The organism is Sphingomonas sp. PL-96, from assembly GCF_020707215.1.
Classification (GTDB): Bacteria; Pseudomonadota; Alphaproteobacteria; order Sphingomonadales; family Sphingomonadaceae; genus Sphingomonas.
Map to the genome: position 1 here is coordinate 44,272 of NZ_JAJFET010000013.1, position 16,534 is coordinate 60,805.

Here is a 16,534-nt window from a genome sequence, read left to right on the forward strand (position 1 = left end):
TCGGTGGGGCGCCCGATCGTGTCAGCGGCTGGACCGGGACAGATAGGCGATGATCTTTTGCCGCTCCTCGGCGCTCGGCACCGTGGTGAACATCCTCGTGCCGGGTACGACTGCGCCCGGGCGGGTCAGCCACCGGTCGAGCGTGGCCGCGTCCCAGCGCAGGCTGCTCTTCTTGAGGGCGGGCGAGTAGGGGTATGCCGTGCGGGCCGCCTTCTCCCCCACGACACCGTGCAGGTTCGGACCCATGGCCGATCGCTGGCCTGGGCGGTCAGCATGACAGGAACTGCACCGCCGCTTGAACAGCGCCGCTCCCTCCGCGCTGCCGCTTTGCGCGGCGGCCGGGACGGCGATCGTGATCGCGAAGGCGGCAAGCAGCGCGGCAGACGAACGATGCATCAACTTCTCCGTTGTTGGCGAGCCGACAGCGCCAGGAACCTCAGTTGCGTCCCAGCGACCTTGCTTCGCGCGTCGTGCCGGCGCTCGGCGCAACGCGGGTTCTGGACGCGCGCTGCCACGCCGGCAATTGCCGATCGCTTTACGCTCCATGCGTGGAGGTCATGGGAGCCCAGACGCGCACGCCCCCGACGCCCTCATAAGCTCGACGCATCGAGCTGTGTCGGTTGGGCAATTGAAGGGGCCACTTCGATCCGCCAAGCTGCATGGCGACAATCACAAGAGCGCGGGGCGACATCAAGGTGGCGATGATATACCGTATGGCTCGCCCACGGCGAAATCGCGCGGCGGATCGGGTGGGCGCGTGCTGAGCGTGGCGAACCGGCTCGCGCAGCTTGGTATCGTGCTGCCGGACACCGCCAGCCCGATCGCCAACTATGTGCCGTTCACCCGTTCGGGCCGGACCGTGTACGTGTCGGGGCAGTTGTCGAAGGGGGCCGAGGGTGACGTTCGCGGCGTCGTCGGGGTGGACGTCACGCGCGAGCAGGCGGTCCACGGCGCACGTTTGTGCGGCATCAACCTGCTCTGCCAGCTGCGTGCCGCGTGCGGCGGCAACCTCGACCGGGTGACCCGCATCCTCAAGCTCGGCGGCTTCGTGCAGGCAGGGCCGATGTTCGATGCGGTGCCGGCGATCGTGGATGGCGCCTCCGACCTGATGGTCGCCGCGTTCGGAGATCGCGGGCGGCATGCCCGCTCCGCCGTGGGCGTCTTCCGCCTGCCGCTGGGCTATGCCGTCGAGATCGACGCCATTGCCGAAATCGCCGCCTGAGCCGGCACCCGGTCGATCGAAGCATTCGGAGCCGCCACCATGAAAAGCCGACGCCAATTCCTCGCCGGCGCGAGCCTTGCCGCTGCGGCGACGGTTGTCCGTCCCGCGCTGGCGCAGCGGCGCGCGAACGTGTCGCTTCCGCCATCCGCGTTCGAGGCGATGCAGGCGGAACTGCTGCGCCTGTACGATGTCGATCGCACCATCGCGAATTTCGACGCCGCCTACTACGGCGCCATGACCAAGCCGGTACACGCCGCCTATCTCGCGCGAACGGCATGGGTGAACCGCTACAATTCCACCTTCCTGCGAAGTGCCGTCGACGGCGTGCCGAGGGATCCCGAACTGGACAAGTCGCGTGCGGCGGTCGCCCGGTTGATCGGCGCGTCGCTGGACGAGGTTGCCCTGAGCGGCGGCGGCACCGAGGCACTGTACGCCCTGATCGCCAACTACCGGCCGCTGAAGGCCGGCCACGCCGTGATCTACGCGGACGTCGACTATGACGAGATGCAATATGCGATGGACCATCTGGCGGAGAGCCGCGGCGCCCGGCTGGTACGCGTTTCGTTGCCCGAACCGCATAGCCGAGCCAATATCCTCGCGACCTACGATAGGGTGCTGAAGGATACGCCGCGCGCCAAGCTGCTGCTGCTGACGCATGTTTCCAACCGGAACGGCCTGATCCCGCCGGTCAAGGAAATCGTCGCCCTCGCCCGTTCGCGTGGTGTGGACGTGATCCTGGACAGCGCCCAGGCGGTTGGGCAGATGCCGTTCGATGTCGCCGATACCGGAGCCGACTTCATCGGCCTGTCGCTCCATAAGTGGATCGGTGCGCCGCTCGGCACCGGCGCGATCTACGTCCGCAGGCAGCGGCAGGGAGACATCCAGCCCTGGCTCGGCAACCGCATCCATGACGCCGGGGACATTCGAGCGCGGATTCCCACGGGCACCGTCGACTTCGCCGCGCGTCTCACCATCCCCACCGCTTTGAAGGTTCAGGCCGACATCGGCGTCGATCGCAAGTTCGCCTATCTGAAAGGCGCTCGCGATCATTGGCTGGACCGGGTTCGGGAGGTTCCCGGCATCGAATTGATGCTGCCCGACGAACCCGGCAACTATGGTGCGATCAGCGCTTTCCGTCTCCCTGGCATGCGGACCCTGGAGCAGGCAAAGGCTGCGCAGGCGCGCTTCGTCGCCCGCCACCGGCTGTTGGTGGTGGCGAAGGCCGGCCTGGCGTCGGGGCCGGTGCTGCGGGTGACTCCGGCGCTGTTCAACACCACCGCCGAACTGGATCGGCTTGCGGCGGCGATTCGTGCGGAGCGCCGCCTGTTCGCCTGATCGGACGTCGGTTCGCGGAGCCCCCCTCACGATGGGAGCAGCGGCATCGCTCGTCGGAACCCCTCCGGCTCTGGCAACCAGATGTCCCCCTCGGAAGGCGGCAGCGTCGACGAGACACCGGGGGATTGTGCCGATCGGGTTTCCAAAATCGCTTGAGCAATACCAAGCGCCCGGTTACGGGATGATGTCTCATATCATAATTGGCGTTCGTGGGGGAAAATCTCGAATGATGAAGTTCAAGGGGCGAACGGCGGCTGCCGGCCTGATGGTGGGCGCGAGCGTGTTCGGCGCGGTTTCCGCCAGTGCGCAGACGGGAGCGACTCCGCCGGTCGTCGCGGCGGACACCGTCGCCTCGGACCAGCTTCCCGACGACGCTCCCTCCGAGGCCCAGGACGTCGTCGTGACCGGCACGCGCTTCGGTGGCCGCTTGATCGCCGAGTCTCCCGTTCCGATCGACTCCGTGTCCAATGCCGACTTGCGCAAGGGCGGCTACACGCAGCTCGAAGATCAGCTGAAGGTCCAGGTGCCGTCGTTCAGCATTCCGCGGCCGGCGACGGCGGGCGCTGTCGACTTCTACACCGCGCCATCGCTGCGTGGGCTCTCGCCGGGACAGTTGCTGGTGCTGGTGAACGGCAAGCGGCGGCACTCGTCGGGCGACCTCTCGATTCACAACCAGATCGGTCGGGGCGACGTCGCCTACGACCTGAATGCCATACCGTCCGCCGCACTCGGGCGGGTCGAGGTGCTGCGCGACGGCGCCTCGGCGCAATATGGCTCCGACGCAATCGCAGGCGTCATCAACCTGGTGCTCGATCGGAGCATCGGCGCCGGCGTCGACACGACACTCGGCATTACCGACAAGGCCGATGGCGAAACAGCCGACATCAACGCGTGGCTTGGCGTTCCGCTCGGCGACGGCGGCTTCGTCCGGACCACCTTGTCGTACCGTACGACGGATGGAACCAACCGGGCGCGGCCGGATACGCGCCAACAGTATTTCGGCTCCGACGGCACGCTGATGCCTTCCGGCAACTATGGCTCCGGAACGGGGCTCACCGCGTCAAACGGCACACTCGATCCCCGGGAAGCAACCGTCGACCGCGATACGTTCCGGCTGGGCGAGCCCGAGTACAACCAGAAGTCGGCGTTCGTGAATGCCGAGCTGCCGCTTGCTCCGGGCATCGATCTCTACGGCTTCGGGGGATACAGCCGACTCGACGGCAAGTCGATCGGCTTCGCCCGCCGCGCCGGCCAGGACGAAACCGTCCGCGCGCTGCATCCGGACGGCTACGCGCCGGTGGTGGAGGCGACGCTCCAGAACGCGTCCGGTACGTTGGGGGTGCGCGGCGACGATCTCGCGGGCTTCGGCTACGACGTGTCGACGGTGTACGGCGGAAGCATCATCGACATCGACCAGGTGAATTCGAACAATCCCTCGCTCGGGGCGGCAAGCCCGACCCGTTCGTATCGCGGCGGAACGCGCTTCTTCCAATGGACCACCAACGCCGATCTGACCCGCGAAATTCCGCTCGGCGACACGTCGCCCCTGAAGCTCGCGTTCGGCTACGAGCATCGCGAGGAATATTATCGCATCGTCGCCGGCGATACCGCGAGCTACACCAACGGCGGCGTTGCGATCCTGGATGGTCCGAACGCCGGCAAGCCGGCGGCGATCGGCTTTCAGGCGAACTCCGGCATCACGCCCGAAGAGGCACGCAAGGAAAGCCGCAACAGCGAAGCCGTCTATGTGGAACTCGAGAAAACTTTCGGTCCGCTGCTGATCTCGGGCGCGGGGCGGTACGAGAGCTTCTCCGACTTCGGCGACACGACCAATTACAAGCTGGCGGCCCGGCTGCAGCTCGCCGAGCCGCTGGCGCTCCGCGGCTCGATCAGCACCGGCTTTCGCGCGCCGCAGCTGCCGCAAAGCTATTTTGCCACCACCTCGATGACGATCGTGAACGGCGCGCAGACCTCGTCGCGCCTGCTTCCCGTGTCCAATCCGGTCGCTCGGTTGCTGGGCGCGACGGACCTTAAGCCCGAGAAGTCGGACAACCTCTCGATCGGCGCGGTCCTCACGCTTCCCGGGCTCAGTGCATCGGTCGACTTGTACCAGATCAAGGTGAAGGACCGCATCGCCCTGTCCTCGACCTTCCAGGGCGCGGCGGTCACGAGCCTCCTTGCGGAGAACGGCTTCACCGGCATCAGCGCGGTGAGCTATCTCACCAACGCGGTGGACACGACCAGCCGGGGCGTCGACCTGACCGCGCGCTACATCCACGACTTCGGGGCGGCGGGAAAGCTCACCACGACGCTGGCGGCGAACTACAACAAGCAGTCGTTCGATCGCATCGCCGGAACGCCCCAGGCGCTGGCCGACCTTGGCGTCACCACGCCCTTGTTCGACCTGACGCAGCAGGTGCGGTTCACCGACAGCCTTCCGCGCGACAAGGTGACGCTCGACTTTGCTTGGGATTGGAAGGCGTTCACGCTTAACCTCAGCAACACCCGCTACGGGCGTGTCGGTGCCGTCGCGTTCACGAGCCTGAGGCAGGATCAGATCGACGTGCTGACGCCGGGATACGACGTCGACATCGTTGCGATCGACGGCAGCACCAACAGCCAGGTGATTCAGTACTTCGGCGCCAAGATCATCACCGATCTAAATCTTGCCTGGCGCGCCACGGAGAAGATGACGCTCACCGCCGGCATTAGCAATCTGTTCGACACCTACCCCGACAAGAACATCGCGTCGACCGCGGAGAGCGTGGCGGTCGGGACGAACGGTTCGGACAATGCCGGGATCTTCCCGTACAACTACATCTCTCCCTTCGGATACAGCGGCCGCGCCTATTATCTGAAGGCAGGGTTCCGATTCTGAGGAGTATCGCGATGACGGAACCGGTGCTCGCCATCCGTGGCGTGACGAAGCGATTTGGACCGCGAAGTGCGCTGAACGGCCTCGATCTGCGGATCGAGGCGGGCGAGGTGTTCGCGCTGCTGGGTCCCAACGGCGCGGGGAAGACGACGACGATCAACCTGATCCTCGGCTTCCTGCGCGCCGATGCCGGCAGCGTCGAGGTCTGCGGCATCGACAGCGGGCGCGAGCCGCTCGCTGCCCGGCGGCACGTCGCCTACATCCCCGAGCAGGTCGCCCTCTATCCCGGCATGACGGGGATCGAGAACCTCCGCTACTTCACCACGCTGGCCGGCCTCTCGCTCGACGAGTCGACGTGCCGAACGTTGCTGACGGACGCCGGTCTTGCCGCCGAGGCACAGGACCGCAAGGCGGGGCGCTACTCCAAGGGAATGCGCCAGAAGGTCGGAATCGCCATCGCAGTCGCGCGCGAGGCGCAGCTGCTGCTGCTCGACGAGCCGACATCGGGCCTCGATCCGAGCGCCTCGGCCGAATTCTCGCACGTCGTTCGCGCGGCGGCCGCGCGCGGGACGGCGATCTTGATGGCGACGCACGACCTGTATCGCATCAAGGAGGTGGCGGATCGGGTAGGCGTGCTCCAGGCCGGCAGGATCGCGGACGAGATCGACCCGGCGACGCTCGATCACGTCGCGCTCGAGCAGATCTACATCGAGCGCCTGGCGGCGGCATGAGCGGGCGCCTGTATCGGACCGAACTCGCGCTGCTGCTTCGGGCGGCGCGGGTCCGCTGGATCGCCGGCGTGCTGCTACTGCTGATTGGCATCTCCTTCGCGCTCGCGTGGAGCGAGGCCCGCCAGAGCCTCGCGGAGACGAACGCGCTCCAGTCGACGGAGCGCGCCCGCTGGCTCGACCAGGATCCCAAGAACCCGCATAGCGCCGCGCATTACGGGCAATGGCTGTTCAAGCAGCCGTCGCCGCTGGCGGTGCTCGATCCCGGGGTCGAGCCCTATGTCGGCCGGATGATGCGAGCCGAAGCGCATCACTACAACGACGCGATCTTTCGCGCTGCGCAGGATCGCAGTCCGTTGACTCGCGCCGGCACCGGCACGGTCGCCGACATCCTCCATCTGGTGGTGCCGTTGGCAGCGATCCTGCTGGGCTTCTCCGCCTTTGCGGTGGACCGCGAGCGCGGGACGTTGCGGCTCGCGCTCGGCAATGGAACCGCGCCGGGGCGGCTGCTCGCGGCGCGGTTCGGGGCGTTGTGGACGGTTCTCGTGCTCGCCATCGGGATTCCGTCGCTGCTGCTCGGCGGCTTCGCCTCGCTCACGCTCGGTGGTGCGGGATGGCAGTCGGGAACGCGGGTGCTGCTGTGGGTCGCGGCCGAGATCGGCTATGTGACCGCGTTCCTCGCGTTCGCGTTGCTGGCGTCGCTCCTCGCACGGACGGCGCGCGGCGCGCTGGCGTTCTCGCTGCTCGCCTGGGCGCTGCTGTGCGTCGCGGTTCCGCGGCTCGTCACCGCCGGGGTCGAGACGATCGCTCCGACGCCGTCGCAGCAGACGATGATCGCAAGGGTCGAGGACGAAATCCGACGCTACAACAGCGGTGAGGCCAATGCGGAGCGGCAGCGCCGCCTGCTTGCCCGCTACGGCGTGCGCTCGGTCGACGAACTGCCGGTGAACCTGGGCGGGACCCTCGGGCACGAACGCGAGCAGCACGACTATGCCGCCTACGATCGCGGGCTGGCGGAATTCCATGCGGCGCTGATCCGCCAGGATCGTCTCGCCGGATGGGCCGGGATACTCTCGCCGATGGTCGCGATCCAGTCGGTCAGCCAGGCGATCGCAGGGACCGACTTCCGCCGGCACATCGAGTTCCTCACCAGCGCCGAGCGCTATCGGCGCCGGCTGGTCGACACGATGAACCTCGATCTGGCGGCACATCCCGCCGGTACGGACAGCCCGTACCTCGGCAGGCGTGCATTGTGGGAGCGGGTGCCGCCCTATGCATACAACCCGACCGCGCTCGCGACCTCCCTGCGCGACGCATCCGTCCCGCTCGCGATCCTGGCGGCGTGGATCGTTCTCGTGATCGGGGCCGCGGCGGTGGCCGCAAGAAAGGTAAAGCCATGAGCAACGCGGCGCTGTTCCGCCTCGAGCTGCGCGAAACGCTGCGGCAACCGCTCACCTGGATCGTGCTCGCGCTTCTCGCGGCGGCGATGCTGGCAGGCTGCGCCGTCGGGGCCGCGCGGGTCGCGGCGGAGCGCGCCGCCTTGGCCGAGGTGACCGACGAGGCCCGGGTCTCGGTCGAGGAAGCGAAGGCGACGGCCAGGCGCTACGCTGCGCCCGCGCAGCTGGAAGTGGCGCAGTTCCGCGATCCCAGCGACGCCTTCGGCTATATGTACAACTTCCTCACCGTGTACGCGACGCGGGTTCCGGCGCCGCTCGCGGCGGTGACCGTCGGCCAGTCGGACCTCACGCCGCCCTTCATCCGGGTCAACTTCGCGAACGTGTTTCCCGACAGCGGCTACGAGTTGCGGAGCCCCCGGATGCTGGCGCTGGGAGCGTTCGATCTCGGCTTCGTCCTCGTCTACCTCGTGCCGCTGGCGGTGATCGCCCTGGGCGGCACCCGATTGGCGGGCGAGCAGGACAGCGGCATCCTCAGGATGATCGCCGCCCAGCCCGTCGCGCCGCGGCAGGTCGCAGCAGTCAAGTTCCTGGCCCTGGCCGCAGTGACCGTTCCGTTCATCGCCACGGTTCCCCTGCTCGCCCTCTGGAGTACCGGAGGGATCGGGACGGGAAGCTCGGCAGCCATGCTGTCCGCGCTGGCGATCCTGAGCGCAGCCTATGCCTGCTTCTGGATCGCGATGTGTGCGCTTGCCGCATCCTTGTGGCGCGGTTCGGTCGCGGCGCTGGCGATGCTCGTGCTCAGCTGGGCGACGATGACCGTGCTGCTGCCGTCCCTGGCCGCGCTGCTGCTTGATCTCGCGGCACCCGCGCCGTCGCGGCTCGCCTATGTCGACGCCAGCCGGGTTGCTGCCGACCGAGAGGCTATGGACAAGGGCGCGGCCGCGGACTGGTTCGACAGCCGGCATGACCTCGGCTGGATCAATCCGAACCCGGTGTTCGGGCCCGAACTCGCCCGGCTGGCGCGCGACCAACATAATCGGGCGGCGTTGCTTCCGCTGCGGCAGGCGTTCGAGGGCCATGCCGCGCGACTGCAGGACGGCAGCACCGTGGCACGGCTGGTTTCGCCCGCACTCGTCCTGGACGGAGCGCTGCAACACCTGGCTGGAACCGACGGGTCGCGGCAGCAGGCCTATGTCCACGCCGCCGATGGCTATACCCAGCATCTGCGCCGCTGGTTCGAACGACGCGTGGTCGCGGCCCTGGGTAAACCGCCGCGGTGCCCCGATTGCCCGGGCCGGCTAAGTTTCCGGGAGCACGACCGGGTTCCTGCGTTCCGGGCGTCGATCCCGGCTCCCGATCCGGCGCCGCTCGCATGGGCGATCGGCTATCTGGCGGTCGCCGTCCTCGCGGTTGCATCGCTTGCCTATCGCCGGCTGCAACGCTGGCCGCTCTAGCCCGCCGGGCCGCGCAGGGTGCGGTCCGGCGGGCGTCGGGTCAGAAAGTCACGCTCTTGGTCGCGCTTCCCTCGAAGCGAAGCGTGCGGGTGACGGCGCCGCGGCGGACGTTCACCTGGTTCACCTGCGACGGATAGATGTCCGAGAGCAGTCCCGAGCGGATCGTTAGGGTCTTGACCTTCGGCTTGATCCGTCCGCCGAGCTCGATCCGGATTTCGGACGCGCCGAGCGTCCGTCGCGTGATCTTCAGCGCGACTTGCCCCCGCTCGGTCGCGAGCGAGAAGCGGCGCTGGAGATAGGCTTCCAGCGCCGCCACCGCCTCCGGATCGTCGAAGCTGGGTTGTGCCTGGGGCGCGATCTTCGAGAGGGCAGGTTCCAGGTCGTGGCGCTCGAAGCGGTGCGAGACGCTCACCTCGCCGGTATCCGCGACCGTGACCACCGTCAGCGAGTCATGGCCGCGGTGGGCGATGGCGGCAGGGGCCAACAGGGCGGCTCCGATCGCGCCGGCGGAAAGGAACGCGCGGATCATCGGGCATCTCCGGTTCGGGCATCGCTCGTGCGCAGCGATGCGGGTTCGACCTTCTTGTTGGCGTCGCGCATGCGGTTCTCGGTCTCACGGGGTGTCTCGATGCCGAGCGTGCGCTCCGCGATGCGCCCGGCGAAGACGTTGTTCGAGCGGTCGGCGTCGGCGGTTTCCCAGAGCGGATCGACCTCGGCGCGCACCACCGTCTTCGGCGTGACATGCTGCCACGTTACGACATGGGCGTTCCTGCGCCAGATCTCGGCCGGGATGCGGATCGTCTCGCTGCTCTTGTCGGCATAGTCGAGCTTGAGGATGACGGGCATCACCAGCCCGCCGACGTTGCGGAAGCGGAAGCGGTAAAAATTGTCCTTCACCTGGCGGGCGGCGCGTTCCTCCGCGGTAAGCCGCGCGTCGGCTTCGCTTGCTTCGCGGGTCTGCGACGCCGTCACGGTGTAACGATCGCTCGCGTTGTAGAAGTCGCGGGTGTCCGGGTCGCGTTCGACGACGGTTCGCTCGGTGTTTCGTGTTGCGGTCAGCGATGCCGGCTCCGAATTGTCCGATTGCCGGCGGGCTGCCGCCTCGGTCTTCGGATCGCCGCTGTCGATGCGGGCGCGCACGACGTCCTCCAGCGCGATGTCGACATGGTCGGTGATGTAGAACCAGCCGCGCCAGAACCAGTCGAGATCGACGCCCGAGGATTCCTCCATCGTGCGGAAGAAGTCGGTCGGCGTCGGGCGCTTGAACCGCCAGCGATTGGCATATTCCCGGAAGGCGCGGTCGAACCGCTCACGCCCCAGGATCGTCTCGCGCAGGATGGTGAGCGCGGTCGCAGGCTTGCCGTAGCCGTTGGCGCCGAACTGGAGCACCGAATCCGATTGCGTCATCAGCGGCACCTGGTCGCGCGACAGCATGTATTCGGCGATGTCGCGCGGCTCCCCGCGGCGGGAAGGGAAGTCCTTGTCCCACAGCTTCTCCGCCTGGAACTGGAGGAAGGTGTTCAGCCCCTCGTCCATCCACGTCCACTGGCGTTCGTCGGAGTTGACGATCATCGGGAAGTAGTTGTGGCCAACCTCGTGGATGACCACGCCGATCAGGCCGTTCTTGGTGGCTTCGGAGTAGGTCAGCTCGCCGGTGCGCCGGTCGCGGACCGGGCGCGGGCCGTTGAAGCTGATCATCGGATATTCCATGCCGCCGACCGGCCCGTTGACCGACTGCGCGACCGGATAGGGGTAGGGAAAGGCGAACCGCGAATAGACATCGATGGTGTGGGCGATCGCCTTGGTGGAATAGGCGTCCCAGAGCGGGCGCGCTTCCTTGGGGAAGAAGGACATCGCCATCACGAGCGGCTGTTCAGGGGAATCCTGGCGGACACCCATCGCATCCCAGGCGAACTTGCGCGACGATGCCCAGCCGAAGTCGCGCACGTTGGTCGCGGCGAACTGCCAGGTCTTGGTGCCGGACGCCTTGCCACGTTCCGCCGCTGCGGCTTCCTCAGGCGTGACGACGTAGACCGGCGCTTTCGCCGACCGCGCGGTCGCCAGCCGGCTGCGTTGGGCAGGCGTCAGCACCGCGTCGGGGTTCTGGATCTCTCCGGTCGCCGAGACGATGTGGTCCGAGGGCACGGTCAGGGCGACGCGATAGTCGCCGAACTCGAGCGTGAACTCGCCGGCGCCCAGGAAGTTGAGGGTGTGCCAGCCCTCATAGTCGGAATAGACCGCCAGCCGCGGGAACCACTGCGCACCTTCGAAGATGCAGTTGCCGTCCTCCCCCGGCTGGGTGAAGCATTCGTAGCCCGATCGACCGCCGACGACCTTGTTCTCGACCATCGGAAAGGACCAGTCGATGGTGAAGCTGGTCTCTCCGCCGTTCGAGGCCACGGCGGTGGGCAGCTCGATCCGCAGCAAGGTGTCGCTGAGCGAGAAGCGCAGCGGGTTGCCTGCGGCGTCGCGCACTGCGGCGATGGTGAAGCCACCCTCCCATTCCTGCATCCGCTTGGCGCGGCGGATCTCGCCCAGGCTGATCTCGTCGCCCTCGACGGTGCGGGTCAGCTCCGCGGCCGAATCACGGCGGTAGTCGTTCTGGTCGAGCAGCAGCCAGAGATAGGGCAGCGCGTCCGGCGAGTTGTTGCGATACTTGACCGTCTGCGTTCCCGAGACGGTGCGGCGCTGCTCGTCGAGGGTGGCGCGGATGTCGTAATCGACCTTCTGCTGCCAATAGCGATAGCCGGGGGCGCCGCTGGCGTTGCGATAGTCGGTGGGGGTGGGCCAGTCCTCGCCTTCCAGCTGCCGGAACTTGTCCTGGAAGTCCCCCTTGGTCTGCTGCAGCGCCTGCGCGTGGGAGGGGGTGGCCGGAAACGCCGAGGCGATCGCCAGGGCGAGAAGCGAGGAGAGTGGAACGGGGGTCCGAGAGACCATGCGCAGGGTCCTTTGCGGTGCTGGGCGGAGGGTGTGCGGAAGGCGCCGCATCATTCGGGCACGTAGACGAGGTCGCCGCTCGGGAGGCGGTAGGTGACGCCGGCCTTGACGCCGCCGCCCTGGCCGACGCGATCGGACGCCGTGTAGCGTTCCATCTTCTCGCCATCCTTGACGGTGATGGTCATGTCCTTCTGGCCTGGGTTCTCGACCACAACGACCTGTCGGGACTGGAAGGGATTGAGCGGATTGCGCGCGATCAGCACCATCAGCACCGCGGTGACCACCAGGAACAGGTCGACCAGGTTCACCACCGACAGGATGGGATCGTCGTTCTCGTCGTCCTCGATGAAGCGCATCAGCGTGTCGCCGTCTCGATCGCGCGCAGCTCTTCGAGAAGCCAGCGCCGCCGGATCGTGTAGACGAAGAAGCTGATCGAGGCGGCGACCAGGGCGAGGATCACCGAGGAGAAGGCGACCACCAGATTCTCACCGACCGCCTGCCCGTCGTTGCTTCCGAGCGCCAGGAGCGCGGGGCCCATCGGGATCATCGTCGCCACCAGCCCCAGCATCGGGGCTGCGCGCGATACGATCCGCAGCCACTCGAGGCGGCGCAGCACCACGAGCTCGAGATCGTCGGTCGCACAACCCGTGCGCTGCTGATGGGCCGAAAGCCCGCCGCCCCGCCGTCCGCGCAGCCGCTGGAGCGCTTCGACCGCGAAGCCGCCCAGGCTCACGACGGCATAGGCGAGCGCCGCGAGGATCAGCACCATGACGGGAACGAGGAACAGGCGCGACAGATCGTAGAGGGTCGCCTCCAGTACGGGCATCGGCATCATCCTTGAACGGGCAGGTAGCGGCGCCCGCGCAGTTCGCGCGCGGCGCCCAAGACGAAGAGGAACGACAGCAGCGCGAGCATCGGCACGAGCTGCCGCACGTTTGCCGCCGATCGCGGCTGTGGGCGGCGGCGTTCGAGAACCATGCCGCGCGGCGGGGGCATGGCCGCAGGCGGGGCGGGGGCTGGAGCCGCCTGCGCACGACCGCTGGGCGCCTGGGCTGCGACGCGCAGTCCGAAGCCGCCGGTGCGCGCCGGTGCGGGCAAGCTTCCGGAAGCGGCTGCGGCGCGAGTCAGGCTGGCGCGCTTCGATTCGAGCGAGCGGCGCGTCGCCGGGTCTGCGTCCCAATAGCCGCGCCGCACGGCTTCGAGCATGCGGTCGACCATCTGCAGTTGCGCGGTCGGATGAACGCGCGCGAAGAACCGGTCGAGCCCGAGCCGTCGCGTATCGCGGACATAGGTGTCGTGCATCGCCTGCCACTGGTCGGCGCGGACGCTGCCCGGATCGGTGACCTGCCATCCCCAGAGATTGTTGACGATGCCGAGCATCGCGTTGGCGCCGGCATAGCCCTCCGCCTGCATCGCGCCGATCCACTGTGGATTGAGGTAGCGGCCGCGCAACTCGCTGGAAAGGAACGCACCGGCGGTGGCGACCTGCCCCTCGGAGCCACGCAGGTCTGCAACATAGAGATCGGGCGTCCTGCCGCTCATGCTGCGCACCGCGAGCGAGACCCCGCCGAGATATTCGAACGGATGGTCCGTCGACAGCAGGCCCTGCAGCGTCGACGAGCGCGACAGGACGGCGGCGTCGACGTCCCGAAGCTGTTCGGCGAACAGGTTCTCGCCCCGGGTCGCGGTTCCCCAGTCGTCGGCGCCATAGGCATATTGCAGCCGCTGAAGGTACGGCTCGACTAGGTCGCCTTCCGCCTCCCATCCCTTGTCCCTGGCGATCCGCTCGGGCAGCCCGCTGCCATAGTCCCCCGGGGCGTTGCTGAAGATGCGCAGCCGCGAGAGGCTGCGCGCGCGCTCCGCCGGAATGCCGCGCGCGACGAGGCGCGCCTCCAGCGCCTTGGCGGCAGCCGCGGGGCCGCCCGGCTCGTCGAGTGCGGCGACGCGGTCGATGCCATCGGCCAGCAGACGCATGAAGCCGTCGAACTGGTCGCGGTAGACGCTGCTCGCCTGCACGACCACGTCGATCCGGGGACGGCCGAGTTCGGCGAGCGGCACGACCTCAAGACGGTCGAGACGGTCGCCGCGGCCCCATGTCGGGCGCAGGCCGAGCGCGTGGAGGATCTGCCCCTCGACGACGCCGAGCTGCCGGATCGTCTCGCCCGAGAACATCACGAAGGCGAGCTTTTCCGGACGCTTGCCGGCATGCTTGTCGGCATAGGCCGCCACCAGCTTGTCGAGCATCGCGCCGCCCTGTTCGTAGGCGGCGCGCGTCGGGATCTTGTCCGCCTCGAACGCGTAGAGATTGCGCCCGCTCTCGACATCAGGATTGCGCACCGGGTCGCCGCCTGCGCCAGGCAGCACGAATCCGCCTGCGAGACCCGCGAGCAAAGCCTCGGTCTCGCCCGGCTGCGCGAGCCGCTTGTCCAGCACCGATGCCCGCTCGATCTGCTTGCGAAGCGCCGGATCGGCGATGCGCGCCGGGTCTTCGCCTTCGCGAAGGTAGCGGGCCAGGGTTCGGTACGGCTGGCCGTCGGCGATCGCGCGGAAGTCCTCGGCGAACGCCTCCACGGGATCGAGGCCGAGCGTCTCGAGATAGGCTGGCCCGAGCTGCTGCATCACGGTCGCGAGCCGATGCTCGGGTGTCGCCGGCTCGCCGAAGCTGTGCAGCCCGAGCGGGATCGCGGTGCGCGCGACCTGATGCAAATGATCGTGCAGCGCCGAATAGAAGCCGGCGAAATCCCGATCAATCGCGGCTGCGTCCCAGCCGATGTCACGGTCGAGCTTCGCTGCCGATGCCTTGGCACGGATTTCGGCAGCGACGCGGTCGCGCACCCCACGTGCGTCGAGCTGCGCATATTGGTGGATCAGCGCGTGGATATCGCGAAGCTCGTCGTAGAGGCCGGAGGGGCCGAACGCGGGTGTCTGGTGACTGATCGTCACGGCCCGGCCACGCCGTCGCGCCTGAATGGCCTCGGCGACGTTATCCTGGATATAGGGATAGAAGACCGGGAGGTCGCCGACGAGCAGGAAGGGATAATCGCCCGCCCATAGGCCGCGGTCCTTGCCCGGCGTCCATTCCTGCGTGCCGTGCGTGCCGAAGTGGACGATCGCATCGGACCGGGTCCGTGCCCACAGATAGGCGGCCAGATAGACATGGTCGGGCGCCAGCTTCTGGTCGTGGTAGCTCTTGGTCGGATCGCCGCCGCGCGGCGGTTGCGGCAGGATGGCGAGCTTGCCGAGCATCAGCCGCGGGATCACGAACGCGCCGTCGCGCAGCCAGGGGCTGTTCTCCGGCAGACCCCAGCGCGCGACGATCTCGTCGCGGCGCTCGCGGGGTAGCGTCGCGAGCCATGCCTGATAGCCGGAGAGCGGCAGCGTCGCGGCGAGACCGCGTTGCCGCAGCGCGGCGAGCGTCTCCGGCCTGTAATAGCCGGCCAGCATCGCCTGTCCGTCCGCGATCAGTTGCGCCTCGTCCGCAGGCGGCACGTCGTATCCCGCCTCTGCCATTGCCCGTGTCACGTTGCCGATGCTTTTGGGCAGGTTGAGGTTGGAGGCGGCGAGGTTCTTCTCGCCGACCGGATAGTTCCAGAAGAACAGCGCGACGCGCTTGTCGGCGGCCGGCTTGCTGCGCAGCGCGGCGAGGCGCTGGAGCTTGCCGGCGAGCAGCGCGACCTGTTCGGGGATCGGCACCGCCGAGCCATGCTCCACGGCGCTGAGCACGAGCGGGTCGGATGCGCCCCAGCCCTCCGGCACGCTCAGCAGCACGGCGGCGCTGGCGGCGGCGACTCCGCGTGGCCGCGCGCGCCACTCGGCGACGCTGGCGGAGCGCTCCGCCAGGGCCTGGATCACGGGGATGTTCAGCGTCGCGAACTCGGCGGCGCGGGCGCTGCCGTTCTGCATATGCGTCATGTTGACCAATGCCACCGCGTCCAAGGCGCGCGCGACGGTCGTGATCGCTTGCGGATCGGCCTCGTCGTACCAGAAGGGTGCCGCGAGCAGCCCCTTGTCCGCCAGGCCCGCTACGACGGCGTCCAGGACGCCGGTCTGCATGTCGCGGATGAGGCCGTCCGAGATCGCGATCGCGACGATGGGCCGCCCGGCATATCCCTGGCCCTGCGTCCAACTCTTGAAGGCCGCAGCATCGGCAAAGGGCATGGGGGCGTCCGGGTGATGGAGACCGGTCTTGCCGAGCCGGGTAGGGGATGGGAGGCCGTCGAGGCTCCTGCCGTCGAGCACCCTTGGCAGCGCCTGGATGAGAGCGCGAAGGTTCGCCTCGCCGCCGCCGGCATAATAGCCGATCAGGCGCCGAGCGGCGTCCGGGGCGAGCCCGCCCGAGCGCGGCGGCCCGCCCCCGACCGCGATCCATGGCATGGCGAGCCCGTCGGCCCCGCCTACCGCCTTGTCGATCGCGGCCATGTCGCCCGGGCGTGGCCCGTCGAGCAGCAGGAGGTCGGCGCCCGCGGTCAGTTCGGCGGCGGCGGCGGCGTCTTCCACATATCGCCACTCCAGCCGATAGCCCTCCTCGTGCGCCCATGCCGCCAGCCGATCGAACTTCGCCGGGAGCGTGAAGCGGGTGGCGATGA

At 68.2% G+C, this 16,534-nt stretch carries 12 protein-coding genes; 6 read left to right on the forward strand and 6 right to left on the reverse strand.

Annotated elements, in window-relative coordinates:
- Positions 1-21 precede the first annotated feature (21 nt).
- Positions 22-396 carry a c-type cytochrome gene (locus LK533_RS16895; RefSeq protein WP_229364240.1) on the reverse strand — a complete coding sequence of 125 codons (375 nt, stop codon included), beginning with the start codon at positions 394-396 and terminating at the stop codon, positions 22-24.
- Positions 397-757: 361 nt separating this feature from the next.
- On the opposite strand from LK533_RS16895, the gene LK533_RS16900 reads away from it, so the two are divergent.
- The 6 genes from LK533_RS16900 (at position 758) to LK533_RS16925 (ending at position 9,011) form a co-directional block, all read left to right on the forward strand.
- Positions 758-1,222 (forward strand): RidA family protein, encoded by a 465-nt coding sequence (locus tag LK533_RS16900; protein ID WP_229364241.1) that lies wholly within the window; start codon positions 758-760, stop codon positions 1,220-1,222.
- Between the two features lie 39 nt (positions 1,223-1,261).
- A complete protein-coding gene (locus LK533_RS16905) occupies positions 1,262-2,557 on the forward strand; it encodes an aminotransferase class V-fold PLP-dependent enzyme (RefSeq protein ID WP_229364242.1) in 1,296 nt (431 codons plus the stop codon).
- A 226-nt stretch (positions 2,558-2,783) separates the two neighbouring features.
- Positions 2,784-5,435, forward strand: coding sequence for a TonB-dependent receptor plug domain-containing protein (locus LK533_RS16910; protein ID WP_229364243.1), 2,652 nt, complete (start codon positions 2,784-2,786; stop codon positions 5,433-5,435).
- An 11-nt stretch (positions 5,436-5,446) separates the two neighbouring features.
- Positions 5,447-6,163 (forward strand): ABC transporter ATP-binding protein, encoded by a 717-nt coding sequence (locus LK533_RS16915; RefSeq protein ID WP_229364244.1) that lies wholly within the window; start codon positions 5,447-5,449, stop codon positions 6,161-6,163.
- Positions 6,160-7,560 (forward strand): DUF3526 domain-containing protein, encoded by a 1,401-nt coding sequence (locus LK533_RS16920; RefSeq protein ID WP_229364245.1) that lies wholly within the window; start codon positions 6,160-6,162, stop codon positions 7,558-7,560. The genes LK533_RS16915 and LK533_RS16920 overlap by 4 nt, the downstream gene beginning before the upstream one ends.
- On the forward strand, positions 7,557-9,011 hold the full coding sequence (locus LK533_RS16925) for an ABC transporter permease subunit (protein WP_229364246.1): 1,455 nt from the start codon (positions 7,557-7,559) through the stop codon (positions 9,009-9,011). Before LK533_RS16920 ends, LK533_RS16925 begins: the two co-directional genes overlap by 4 nt.
- A gap of 40 nt (positions 9,012-9,051) precedes the next feature.
- On the opposite strand, the gene LK533_RS16930 is transcribed toward LK533_RS16925, so the two are convergent.
- From LK533_RS16930 to cobN, 5 genes are all read right to left on the reverse strand, one after another.
- The gene (locus LK533_RS16930; protein WP_229364247.1) at positions 9,052-9,540 is read right to left on the reverse strand and encodes a DUF6702 family protein; all 489 of its coding nucleotides are present in this window, start codon (positions 9,538-9,540) and stop codon (positions 9,052-9,054) included.
- Positions 9,537-11,948 (reverse strand): M1 family metallopeptidase, encoded by a 2,412-nt coding sequence (locus tag LK533_RS16935; RefSeq protein WP_229364248.1) that lies wholly within the window; start codon positions 11,946-11,948, stop codon positions 9,537-9,539. Before LK533_RS16935 ends, LK533_RS16930 begins: the two co-directional genes overlap by 4 nt.
- A 50-nt stretch (positions 11,949-11,998) precedes the next feature.
- Positions 11,999-12,304 carry a DUF2149 domain-containing protein gene (locus tag LK533_RS16940; protein WP_229364249.1) on the reverse strand — a complete coding sequence of 102 codons (306 nt, stop codon included), beginning with the start codon at positions 12,302-12,304 and terminating at the stop codon, positions 11,999-12,001.
- Positions 12,304-12,780 (reverse strand): MotA/TolQ/ExbB proton channel family protein, encoded by a 477-nt coding sequence (locus LK533_RS16945; RefSeq protein WP_229364250.1) that lies wholly within the window; start codon positions 12,778-12,780, stop codon positions 12,304-12,306. The genes LK533_RS16940 and LK533_RS16945 overlap by 1 nt, the downstream gene beginning before the upstream one ends.
- A partial coding sequence (cobN, locus tag LK533_RS16950) for a cobaltochelatase subunit CobN (RefSeq protein ID WP_229364251.1) occupies positions 12,780-16,534 on the reverse strand: 3,755 nt, incomplete at its 5' end. The genes LK533_RS16945 and cobN, both read right to left, overlap by 1 nt.